We start from the raw sequence: 12,509 nt of genomic DNA on the forward strand, positions 1-12,509 counted from the left end.
ATTTCAAATCAATCCAGCATAATTGGAATATTAAGATATTGCTGCTCAACTTGAGCAACCGAAACAGGTTTACTAAAAAGATAACCTTGATAACAATCACAATCCACATCTTTTAGATATGAAAGCTCTTCATCTCTTTCAACACCCTCCGCTACGACAGATAATCCCATAGTTCGAGAAATTGCTAAAATTGCAGATACAATGCCTTGCTTATTCTTATCTAAGTGAACATCAGCTATAAATGCACGATCAATCTTTAACGTATCGATAGGAAAATCTCGAAGATAAGCTAAACTAGAATAACCAGTCCCGAAATCATCTATCGAAACTGAAACGCCTAACTTTTTTAGTGCATTCAAAGTTAGCTTTGTATAATTAAAGTCTAACATTGCGACCCTTTCCGTTAACTCCAAATCTATCAAATAAGCTGGGACATTATTTTCTTTTAAAATACTTTTGAGAAATTTGGTAAATTTCTCCTCTCTAAAGATTGAAAGAGAGATATTAAGCGAAACCGGTAAAACGTTCGCATTCGATCTTAACCATTTACTCAATTGTATAACTACTGCTTCTAGTACCCAATAGTCTATAGATATTATCTGACCTGATTCCTCAGCCATAGAAACAAAATTTCCAGGAGCGAGCAAACCTTTTGAGGGATGTTGCCATCTGACTAACGCTTCAAAGCCAACTAAAATATTACTTTTAATATCTACTTTTGGTTGATAAAACAAAACAAATTGATTGCATTTAAGGGCGTCGTCTATTTCATGCCTCAGTTCAACTTTTTCAATAATTTGAGCTCGCATGTAAGGTGAATAAAAAGAATAAGCCGACCGACCAATAGATTTTGATTTATACATCGCCACATCTGAATATCCGATCAACTCATCAAGTGATCTACTATCTCTCGGAGCGAATGAAATCCCGATGCTACAACTAATGCTTACTCTTTGATGACCAATATAATATGGTTGACTAACAACATCTATTAACTCTCTGGAAAAATCATTAGCTGAGATTTCATCAACCTCATATATCAGAATAAACTCATCACCACCAAACCTAGATAAGATGCAATCGACTCCGATAAAGGAACGCATACGCTCAGTCACAGCGACTAGCAGTGAATCGCCGAATTGATGCCCGAATGCATCGTTGATGTTTTTAAACTCGTCTAAATCAATAAATAAAACAGCAAGTTGACTACTTTTATTGATTCCGTTCAATTTAATTTCGAACTGATGATTCAACATCTTCCTATTAGGCAGACCAGTTAAAATATCGTAGTTAGCTAAGCGTATAATTTCCTGCTCTTGCTTTTTATGCTCAGTAACATCTTCCATAATCCCTACGAAATGCTTAACGGCACCACCACTATCTCTTATTGCTGAGATAGTTCCACGCTGATTGTATACTTCACCGTTCTTCTTCCTGTTACAAAATTCGCCTGTCCAATGTCCATATTCAATTATCGTAGCCCACATGTCCTCATAGAAATCGTTGTTGACAACACCTGACTTTAAAAACCTCGGATTCTTCCCCACTACTTCTTCAAGCGAATAACCGGTCAAAGATGAGAAAGATGGATTTATGTCGACTATATCACCATGGCTGTTGGTAATAACGATTGCTTCTTTAGAATGTTCGAAAGCTTCGGAAATCACATGAAGCCTGTTTCTTTCTGAAAGAACGCCTAAGGAATAACTAATATTATTCGCCATAGAATTGAATAACTTTTCCACATCTTCATCTATAAAGTATTCATAAGTTACAATAATAGACAAGGTGGCATAATGCGCGCCATCTTTGTAGATAGAAAAGTGCCTGCTGCATTTACTCTCTTGATCCATATCCAAGTTATTAAATGGGTTATTTCCAATATGTTTATTATCTGAATCACGATGCAGAAAGCAGCCGGCATGACTAATAACCAAGAAACATGCATCACCAGAACTAAAATCGTTAATATCTTCGGTATGGAAATCAGTGAGCACACCCGGATCGCGTTTTTTTAAAACAGACACTTCATCTACAACAGAAATATATGCCAGTGAAATAAAATCAACACTTTCAGAGATAATACCACATATTTTTTTAAACACTATGGACTCACTCAACTCTCTACCAATGAGCAATTGATTAACGTTACTGAACAGTTGATAGATATGACTCATTTTATTTGAGCGAGCAAGAGCATCTTCTCTCTCAAAGATAACTCCTGATATAATCAAAATCATAGTGTGGTTAAAAAAAACAAAGACAAACAATGTTATTTTTTCTGACCAATCTACCTCATGGGCAATATTGTGCACTATGTTATATCTTTGTAGAAAGATTAAGCCAACTGATAAAGAAATTAGTGCATTAAAGACTAAGCTATAACGAACAGCGCAGAAAAGGAATGCGGGCATTAGAAGGAAGCTATAGTTGATCAATTCATGTGTATCTATGTCGATAGACATAAATAAAATCAAAGATGTTAAGCAGATTGTAAGCCAAGCGACCCAACTGTATCGAATTTTTACATTGCTATAATTATTTCTAAGATGGTCCGCACACAATAAAAATAAAGGAGCTATCAACAAAACTGATAATGCTCTGTGAGAACTCAATAGTAACCACGTCTGTAGATAACTTTCCCCATCCAACCAATATAGAAATGCAGGAATATTATTTGTTAACAAAACGGGTATGAGACAACCGACAGCTATGAAAACCAACATACCCTTGTATGTTTTTGGAACTACATAGGCTGGAGCAAATCTATATATCAAATAAGCTCCTAGCCAAGCTTGAAAAATAAAAGAAATTGATAAGGGGACAGCAAAATGAACCTGATACCCTTGAAATAGAACCTTGATTAAAAAATCAACAACAAAAATACCCGAAAGGAAAACCAAATCGGATAGATAATGTTTCGGAAGAATAAGAAGGGCTGCATATACCACTCCACTACCGGGATAAAACAAGACATAGTCACCAGTAGCATAAAGTAAAATCTCAAAAGAAAGCGTAAGAACCGCATATAAAGTAATCCAAGTTCTTCGCTTATTAATTAACTTGCGAAGTAAAGAATTGTCTCTAAATGGGTAAATATCAATATTCATATCAAAGATGCTCCGCTGTAAGACTGCTCATGATTTCATTTGCGATCTTATTAAGTGGCAAAATTGATTGAGCTGCTCCTAAAGCAATCGCCTCCTTGGGCATACCAAACACAATACAACTTGCTTCATCCTGTGCAACTGTATAAGCCCCAGCTTGTCGCATAGCGTTTAGACCTCTAGCACCATCATCCCCCATGCCAGTTAAAATAAATCCTGCCGCGTTAGAACCAGCTTGGTCAGCTACAGAACGAAACAGTACATCGACAGATGGCTTATGGCGATTAACAACAGGTCCGTCAAAAATTTCAACAAGATAGTGAGCGCCACTTCGCTTGAGTCGCATATGCCTGCCGCCGGGCGCAATAAGAGCTAACCCCGGTAGAACCCGATCTTTATTAACAGCTTCTCTGACTTCTATTTCACATATGGAATCAAGTCTCTTTGCAAACATTTCGGTAAATTTCTCTGGCATGTGCTGAACGATAACTATACCAGGGGTGACAGAGGGTAATGATGACAGAATTGCTTCCAGAGCTTGTGTACCGCCAGTAGAAGTTCCAATAGCAACGACTTTTTGAGTGGTCCGACTTAGCCTAGTGCTAATATGCTTAATGACCGACTTGCTTTTAGGGGGGCCATTCTTGGATGCATTGATATTTGACAATTTCGCAGTTGAAGCTGCTTTAACAGCAGACACAACGTCGTTACATCCATCGAGAAGAAAATCTTTTAAACCTACTCTAGGCTTCGTAATAATGTTAACAGCGCCGGCTTGCAATGCCTGCAAAGTCGTTTCAGCACCTTTTTCAGTTAACGTTGAACAAATCACCACAGGTGTCGGGCGCTCAGACATAATTTTTTTTAGAAATGTAATGCCATCCATCCTCGGCATTTCTACATCTAATATGATTACATCGGGCCACTCATTCTCCATTCGTTTCATAGCGAAAATTGGGTCTGAGACAGAGGCTATAACATTAATTTCATGGTCCTCATTCAATATTTGAGTCAAAACTTGTCGCACAACAGCTGAATCATCAACGACCATTACCTTAATAGCTGGTTCAGCACAGTGAGAAGATGACCGTTTTGCTATCATAATGTTCTAACCTCATAGTAGTTAGGACTTAGTGTGTTTTCCATACTGAACCCATACATCACCGCTAATCAACTCAAAATATACATTGCGGTAACGCACGCCCCCTACGTCTTCAATTTTTATATTAAAGCCGGCTCGTTTCAACAGGATACGCCCTTGTTCGACATTAACATGCGCAACATTTTGAGCATGTTCTAGTTGTTCTACTCCGTGTAAGATATTCCCTCCGCCAAAAATCTTAACTTCAAATGATTGCGGTCGAAGACCTTTCAATTTCACTTTCTCTAAGAAATATTCTATTGCGTCCGTACCATAGTGACCTGGCGGATGGTTATTACTGTTGCTATAATGCTGTCTAACAGGCAATAAATAATGACACATCCCTCCCACCTTGTACCCAGGATGCCAAATCGTTATAGCAACACAAGAACCTAAGAGTGTATGAACAATTATATCGCCGTTACCGTAAAATAATTCAGCCGGCTTGAGTGTCCTCAAAGTTGATGAAGGTCTTTTCTCAATAAATCTCAATTAGCTCACCTTCAAAGAATAGATAGATGGTCGTACTAGCTGGAGATTATTTGTCACACCATTCAGGCTTTCAGCATGACCTACAATCAGTAGGCTATCTGACTTCATTTGTCTGATAATATTCCGTATTACTTGCTGTTTAGACTTTAGATCAAAATATATCAATACATTACGCAAAAGAATTACATCAAACATTCCAAGTCTGGATTGAACATTAAGCAAATTCTCCTTATGAAAAGTTACTTTTTTACGCAACTCTGATTTAATCTTTAAGCTGTTGGATTTACTTCCAATCCCTCTTAAGCAATAATCATGAAGGTATTCAATTGGTATATGTTCACTTCTCATCAATGAATACACTCCTTGTTGAGCATGACTGATCACCCGACTACAAATATCTGTTCCGGTTATTTTCCAATCTCCGTTGTGAAATCGTGCTAGAATCATCGCAAGTGTATATGCTTCCTCTCCTGTAGATGAAGCGGCGCTCCAACACCTTAGAGTTTGTCCACGCTTTCTTGGTAAAACAAAATCCTTTATAAACTCAAAATGAGCTGGTTCCCTAAAGAAAAATGTTTCGTTAGTTGTAAGTAAATCAATCGCTCTTTGACGCTCATCAACTGCGGCTGGCGTGTTAGTTGATGAAATTATGTCGAAGTATTGACCAAAACTGATAAGCTTAAGCTCTCTAAGACGACTAGAGAGCCTGCTTGCTACCAACGCCCGTTTGTTAGACGCAAGACGAATTCCAGCAATGTTGTACATCCAGGAGCTGAACAAAATAAACTCCTTATCAGTGAGAACAATCCCTGTATTATAAACTTCATACCTGTCATTCATCTTTACGTTCATCTGCTAAGATATCCGAAAACTCATTATCAAAGACTTGTTCTACCTGAGACAATTGATCGACAGATAAGACCTTATCTTCCGCAAGAATTATAACGAAATTATCTTTTTGCTTTCCCATACCAAGAATGAAATCAGTATTAATCCTTGCGCCAAAAGCAGGAGCAGCCCGTATGTCCTGTGGCTGTATCTCTAAAACCTCTGAAACACTATCTACCATCACGCCCAAAACTTGAGTTTTGTCTTTAGCAACCACTTCAACAATCACGACACAAGTCCGTTTAGTGACTTCAGCTGCAGGCAAATTAAAGCGCTGAGCAAGATTAATCACTGGGACAACCTCACCTCGTAGGTTTATAACGCCTTGGATGAAGTTCGGCATCATGGGTACAGTAGTCACCTTTCCGTATTCAAGTATCTCCTTTACTTTAAGGATTCCAAATGCGTACATCTCATGATTTAACATGAACGTCAAATACTGACAATCTTCCAACTGATCAAGAAAGGGAGTTACTGTCGAATCCTCTGTATATGTTGATACGGAGAGAGTATTACCTGAAGGATGTTCTTTCATATTCCCCTCCTAAAATCTAACATATTCAGCTTCTTCATCTTCAATGAATTTTTTCGCTTGTTCTTGTTCCCTATTTTTCACTACACTTTTTCTACTCTTAGATGTTACAGGTCGCTCGAACGAGTTAGTGTGCGAAGTTTTGAAGAACGTCATTAATTGTTGTAATTGCTGTGCTTGACTACTCATTTCTTCTGCTGTCGAAGCCAGCTCTTCAGAAGCTGAAGCACTTTGCTGAGTGATACTATTAAGTTGTTCCATTGCTTGATTTATCTGCGTGGCACCGGATGCTTGTTCCATAGACGCAGCGCTGATTTCCTGAACTAAATCGGATGTCCTCTGAATCGACGGAACAATCTCCTCAAGCAATCTACCCGCTTGTTCAGAAAGACTCACACTGCTCTTAGCAACCTCACCTATTTCTTGTGAAGCAATTTGGCTTCTCTCAGCAAGCTTGCGCACTTCCGCAGCGACTACTGCAAAACCCTTTCCGTGCTCCCCTGCTCTTGCGGCTTCAATAGCGGCGTTCAATGCGAGTAAATTAGTTTGGTATGCGATATCGTCGATGATGCTAATCTTTTCAGCTATCGACTTCATTGCTGCAACTGTTTTTGCGACTGCTTCGCCGCCTTGTTTTGCTTCTTTTGCAGCTTTACCAGCCATATCGTCTGTAACTTTGGCATTCTCAGTATTCTGTTCGATGGACGCGGACATCTGCTCCACAGAAGAACTGGTTTCTTCAACACTTGCGGCCTGTTCACTCGCTCCCTGGCTTAGTGTTTGAGACGTTGCGGATACCTCCTCTGCGGCTGAAGCCAATGCATCACTGGCGCTATTTACATCCCCTACAATTCGAGATAGTCTATCTACCATATTTTGGATATTAGCTATTAAACTGTTACTATCCGTCGAGCTTGTTACTAATTTAATCGTTAAATCACCTTCCGAAATCTTACGAACCATTTCTGCAGCGTAATCCGGTTCCCCACCTATTTGGCGCAGTACCGCACGTGTTATAAACCAAGCTATTATGGCACCTATTATTAATGCAACAATACTAACTGATAAGATAATAACTAAAGAACGGTCATTTGAGGTTTGTAGTCTTGGACCAATTTTATCTTGTTCTGATTTGAATGCCAGTTTCAAATCTTCAATAAGGTCTGCAACTTCAGAACCTATCTTACCAAGCTCATTATAAAGCTGATTGCGTTCTGTAATAACAGCAGTGACATCAGCGAATGATTGAAAATAATCTTCAGCTAAAGATGAAACTTCACTTAGCAGAGCTCTACGCTCAGCGTTCTTGAGCTCATTACTTAATACTTCCAAAGAACTAATAAACTCTTCTGATTCTTTCTTAACCCGTTGAATGGCAGCCTGTTCGTTGCCTTCCAAAAATTTTAGAACATATAATCGTGACAATAACAAATGACGTAGAGCAATAGACGCATTATAAGCAGCACTAAGATCTTCGTCCTGTTTTGCTGTCGTCAGTATCTGAGAAAGCTTACGTTCCATCAAAGGCCCAACTACATCCAATTTATTTAGAACTAAGTCATTTCGCTTTGAGATTTTTTCATCCATTAGTTTAAAATCAGAATCGTAAACTTCAAGCTTACTCTCTATTTGCTCATAGACTTTTAACTGACTAGGTTCAACAATCAACGCTTTAGCTTCAGGAATAAGTTCTGACAGAGTCTTCCAACGTTCATTCTTGATTTGAAGATTTGCATCATTTGAGATTGTGTAATAAGATAAAACACCTAACCTCATTGATAGGAGATTAGCTTGTATTCGGCCAGCTTCATTTGCATTTCTCGCATAATCTCTGTACTCCATAAAACCATCATCTGCTACATATAGACCATTGAAGGAAATACCAGAGTTGGCAAAAAGCAATAATAAGACAATGCCGAAGCCAAAACCTAGTTTCTTACCGAGAGTAATATTTTTAAACATAATGTTCAACCTCGACCTTATTGCAGTATTTTTAAATATCTATTTTTTTGACAGTGCTAAGCCATCATCATCTCGTCGATGAGCAACAGCGTCTATCATGCCTTGTATATCTAATATTAAAGCTACTTCACCTGAACCCAAAATCGTTGATCCACTAATACTACTGACCTTCGAGAAAAGTGGTCCCAATGGTTTAATCACTGCTTGAAATTCACCCAACAATCTATCTACAACTAAACCTGCCATTAATCCGTGAGCCTGGACAACAACAACATTTTGCCTTTTTGGTGGTAATCCAACAATTTCGAAGTGTTCACGAAGATATATCAAAGGAAGCACCTGTCCTCTAAGGTTTAAGTAGAGAGGTGGCTGTACATCAGAACTTAAGTTTTTTGATTCTTCAAGTTCAACACATTCATGAACTCTGTCGAGTGGAAGTACAAATACCTGTTCCTTAACACTTACTATAAAGCCATCGATTATTGCTAAGGTCAGCGGTAAAATTATTCTAATTGTGGTCCCTTTTCCTAACTCACTTTTGACATCAACTCGACCGCGAAGCTCAGATATATTTCTTTTTACAACATCCAAACCTACGCCGCGACCTGAAAGATTAGTGACTTTTACCGCAGTAGAAAAACCTGGTTCAAAAATTAAGTTTAACAATTCCTCTTCATTAAGATTATCATTATCTGACAAGAACCCTTTGTCGATTGCTTTTGCCCTTATAATATTAGCATCCAGACCTTTACCATCATCAGATATATCAATTATTATATTTCCTGAATCATGAAATGCATTCAGGGTAATAGTTCCTATTTTGCTTTTACCCGAGTCCAGCCTAACAGCGGGATATTCAATTCCGTGATCTATTGCATTTCGAACCAAGTGCATTAGAGGATCACCAATTTTTTCGACTACTGATTTATCAAGTTCAGTATCGGCACCATTTATAACTAAGGAAATATCTTTACCTAACTCTTTTGATATGTCTCTAACTACACGCTGGAAACGAGTGAATGTAGCTCCAATGGGCACCATTCTCAACTTTAACGCAGCATCTCGTACCTCATCCAACAGATTAGTCAAAATCGAAACAGACTCAATCATGTTGCTATCACCAAGTAAATTCGCCTGCATCGAAGTTCCTGCTCCGGATGTGACTAACTCCCCAACTAGATTAATTAAATCGTCTAATTTATCAGAATCAACACGTATGCTCTTTTGTTCTTTAGCAATTGTATCTCTAATCTTTACTTGTTTTTCTACGGCTGCATTTAAAACAGGCTGAAGCGAGCTGTTCTTCTCTGAAATTATTTCCCCTATGGGTTTAGTGTCATTTTGAAAAACTTCCGCTTTCTGGATAGCCAGAGCCTTATCAAGCTCAGATGTAGTCAATGCTCCACAACAAACAAGAATCTCGCCTAGCCTGATATCTATATCAGGCAAATCATTTATCAATGAAATATATTCAGCTAATTCTGAATGGGGAGGTATAATATGTATTTCACTTTCTTCACGTATAAAATCAAATACATCTTCTATTTCTTGTTTACTTGCATCTGACTTAAATTGAATCTCAAATCCTAAATAACATGTTTCCGGGTCAAACTCTTGCACCCCTGGTATTCTTTCATGTATCGCGTCAATAGAAATAATCTTACCCAAAGTGTCTAGATATGCTAGAAATGATAGAGGATCCATTCCATCTCTAAAGGCGCTTTCACCGAACATCAATGAAATATGCCAGAAGTCGTTTTCTACTTCATTACTTTCTGTTCGCTCTAAGACATTACTATCAGATGAAAAAGCTAAAACCTTAGACTCATGATTGCTGCACTCTTCCTCAGCATCATATTTACAGAGGTTATTTCTACCTATAATCGAGTTTAACTCCTCGACTAATTTTTCGCCTAACATCCTAGTTTCTGGCGTTGGTTCAAAATCCAACTCGGCATTATTAACCAATGTTTTAATATGATCCCTACTCTGAAACAAAAGAGAAACTAACTGTTCATTTATGCCAATTTGATTACTTCTCAGCTTGTCTAAAACGCTTTCTACAACATGGGTAAAGCTGACGATTTCCTCAAAATTAAAGATTCCGGCTGAACCTTTAATAGTATGTGCTGCTCTAAAAATTGCATTAAAACTTTCTGAAATGTCTTCATCTTTTACAGACTCTAAAAGCAAAAGATGCTGCTCCATATCCTCTAGCAACTCTTCACATTCATCAAAGTATGTTCTTAGTACAGCGTCAAGTTCCATTAGCAATCTCCTTTTTCGCCAATAGAAGTGACGTCATCACTTCCTGCGATGAAAACAGGATCACTGAACAACGCTAAAACACCAAGCGCTTCAAAACATTTAATAACCACCTTACTATGATTGACCAGGCTTAAAGATAATCCATGTGCTTCTTGCTCTTTACTTGTCATTAGAAGCAATTGAACACCTGCACTATCAATTTCCGTTACCGCGCCTAAATCAACTATCAACTGTTCACCTTGTTTCAACCAGGATTTTATTTCGTTAAATAATTCTTCAGCCTGATAGATAGTTAATGGCCCAGAGAGAAATTTCACATTCAGATTTTCGCCTTGATCTACTTTAATCATAAAGATACATCCTATGGCATAATCAACTTTTGCACAGCAGCAAGCATTTGCTGTGGTACAAAGGGTTTCACAACCCAAGCTTTGGCGCCAGCCGCCCTACCTTGCTCCTTTTTGCCTGCCTCCGATTCTGTTGTAAGCATTATAACGGGCGTAAATTTTGTATCCGGTCTAACTTTTAACTCTTTAAGTAATGTCAATCCATCCATATTAGGCATGTTGACATCACTGATTATTAAGTGTACTTTTTTACCTATAAGCTTATTCAGAGCATCTTTACCGTCATTTGCCTCAATAGTAGTATATCCCGCTGACTTTAATGTCATACTTACAACTTGCCTAATAGAAGCTGAATCATCTACCACTAAAATTGTTTTATTCATTTAGTCCACCTCAACTTCTCACTTAATAAGCAATCTTTTAAAAGAAAGTAATATCTTCTGTAGTTTCTTTACTCTTCACACTTTCCCCATTATGTACCCAATGTTGTTCAATCATTGTATAACTTTTCTTCATTTTATTGAGCCAGTTCTCTGCATCAATCCCACTAGCGTCTGAAGCCATGTCTACCTTTAGCTCTTTTATTTCCTCACTTAATTCTATTAAGTTACAACTTATTTGAGACAAAACTTGACTTACCCTGTCCTGGAATTGCAGCTCAATGATAACATCAGAAATTGCTTCTTTAACATCATGTACATCAGCACGCATCATATTAGACTGCACTTCTAATTGAGTTAGAATGCTTTCAAACTGTAAAATTACTTCATCAATACACAGTTCGGTTGCAATAATCTGTTCACTTTCTTGATTCATAGCTTGCTCAGCAATATCGAACGTTCGCGATATTGCCTCATTCACAGACTTAACTTTATCTGTCATATTAGTTGCCGTTTCACGTGATCGCATCGATAGATTTCTGACTTCGTCTGCAACAATAGAAAACCCCCTACCCGCTTCTCCAGCTCGCGCGGCTTCTATCGCAGCATTCAAGGCAAGTAAATTTGTTCTATTGGCAATAGCAACAACATCTGTCGCCATCTTACTGAGCTCTATTGTATACGTTTCTAAATTCTTCATTTCATCGAGCATGTGATGTCTATTTTCTTGAGTACTTCTTAAAACCCTGACAGCCTCGTTAAGGCTATGTCGACTTTCGTTTATAATTTTTACTACAAATTGTTCATCGTCGGATTCATTAATCGATGAAATAGATACTGTGTGTGACAGACGTTCGACTAGCTCGCTGAAATGTCCTGATAAAGCTGATACAGCTTTTGTTGTCTGATCATTAACTGAGTCTATGTGGCGTTGCCATATCGGAAGAGCTTGTGTCAGAAGGGGCTTCAAGGAATGATAATACTGAGGTTCAGACAGTCTTTTCTCTGATACTGGTATTGTTGTTATTTTTTCTTTTTCAGTAATATTCTCGAACTTGCTATATGACAATATTATCAAGCTAATCAGAGCGCTGATTAATCCAATCCAAATACTCATAGATGCTAACGATTCAAAATGAATCAGAGTAGAGACCAAGATAACAGGAGTGAAAATGCATAGTCCTTGTTTCGTAAACATAGCGCCCCCCGTGTAATAACGGATAACAACAAACTCGAGGCAGTTAAAGTGGTAATACCACTGACGTTACTCCTCTAGCTCTAGTTTTTAGACGGTAAATTAGAAATTTGTTTATTACAAAGTGTTTATGCTATATGCTTGACAATGATCACCAACACCACCCATTAGGAGATATTGCGCACCTTTAGCAATAA

General features: G+C 38.1%; 10 protein-coding genes. All 10 read right to left on the bottom strand.

Annotated elements, in window-relative coordinates; all coding sequences use genetic code 11:
- Window positions 1-8: 8 nt before the first annotated feature.
- Genes K0H63_RS10545 through K0H63_RS10590 form a run of 10 tightly spaced genes read right to left on the bottom strand, consistent with a single transcriptional unit; the run spans window position 9 to window position 12,315 of the window.
- The gene (locus K0H63_RS10545; RefSeq protein WP_220064646.1) at window positions 9-3,110 is read right to left on the bottom strand and encodes a bifunctional diguanylate cyclase/phosphodiesterase; all 3,102 of its coding nucleotides are present in this window, start codon (window positions 3,108-3,110) and stop codon (window positions 9-11) included.
- Between the two features lies 1 nt (window position 3,111).
- Window positions 3,112-4,209 (bottom strand): protein-glutamate methylesterase/protein-glutamine glutaminase, encoded by a 1,098-nt coding sequence (locus K0H63_RS10550; protein WP_220064647.1) that lies wholly within the window; start codon window positions 4,207-4,209, stop codon window positions 3,112-3,114.
- Window positions 4,210-4,230: 21 nt separating this feature from the next.
- Complete coding sequence (locus tag K0H63_RS10555) at window positions 4,231-4,740, bottom strand: chemotaxis protein CheD (protein WP_220064648.1); 510 nt, start codon at window positions 4,738-4,740, stop codon at window positions 4,231-4,233.
- Entirely contained in the window at window positions 4,741-5,580 is an 840-nt protein-coding gene (locus tag K0H63_RS10560; RefSeq protein WP_220064649.1) for a CheR family methyltransferase, read from the bottom strand.
- Window positions 5,573-6,163 carry a chemotaxis protein CheW gene (locus tag K0H63_RS10565; RefSeq protein ID WP_220064650.1) on the bottom strand — a complete coding sequence of 197 codons (591 nt, stop codon included), beginning with the start codon at window positions 6,161-6,163 and terminating at the stop codon, window positions 5,573-5,575. Before K0H63_RS10565 ends, K0H63_RS10560 begins: the two co-directional genes overlap by 8 nt.
- A 9-nt stretch (window positions 6,164-6,172) precedes the next feature.
- Window positions 6,173-8,122, bottom strand: coding sequence for a HAMP domain-containing methyl-accepting chemotaxis protein (locus tag K0H63_RS10570; RefSeq protein WP_220064651.1), 1,950 nt, complete (start codon window positions 8,120-8,122; stop codon window positions 6,173-6,175).
- A 39-nt stretch (window positions 8,123-8,161) separates the two neighbouring features.
- Window positions 8,162-10,390: a chemotaxis protein CheA gene (locus tag K0H63_RS10575; protein ID WP_220064652.1), complete on the bottom strand. Its 2,229-nt coding sequence runs from the start codon at window positions 10,388-10,390 to the stop codon at window positions 8,162-8,164.
- Window positions 10,390-10,740 (bottom strand): STAS domain-containing protein, encoded by a 351-nt coding sequence (locus K0H63_RS10580; RefSeq protein WP_220064653.1) that lies wholly within the window; start codon window positions 10,738-10,740, stop codon window positions 10,390-10,392. The genes K0H63_RS10575 and K0H63_RS10580 overlap by 1 nt, the downstream gene beginning before the upstream one ends.
- A gap of 11 nt (window positions 10,741-10,751) precedes the next feature.
- Window positions 10,752-11,120 carry a response regulator gene (locus tag K0H63_RS10585; RefSeq protein ID WP_220064654.1) on the bottom strand — a complete coding sequence of 123 codons (369 nt, stop codon included), beginning with the start codon at window positions 11,118-11,120 and terminating at the stop codon, window positions 10,752-10,754.
- Between the two features lie 37 nt (window positions 11,121-11,157).
- Window positions 11,158-12,315, bottom strand: coding sequence for a methyl-accepting chemotaxis protein (locus K0H63_RS10590; protein ID WP_220064655.1), 1,158 nt, complete (start codon window positions 12,313-12,315; stop codon window positions 11,158-11,160).
- Between the last annotated feature and the right edge of the window lie 194 nt (window positions 12,316-12,509).

It is taken from the genome of Shewanella zhangzhouensis, assembly GCF_019457615.1.
GTDB classification, from domain to species: Bacteria; Pseudomonadota; Gammaproteobacteria; order Enterobacterales; family Shewanellaceae; genus Shewanella; species Shewanella zhangzhouensis.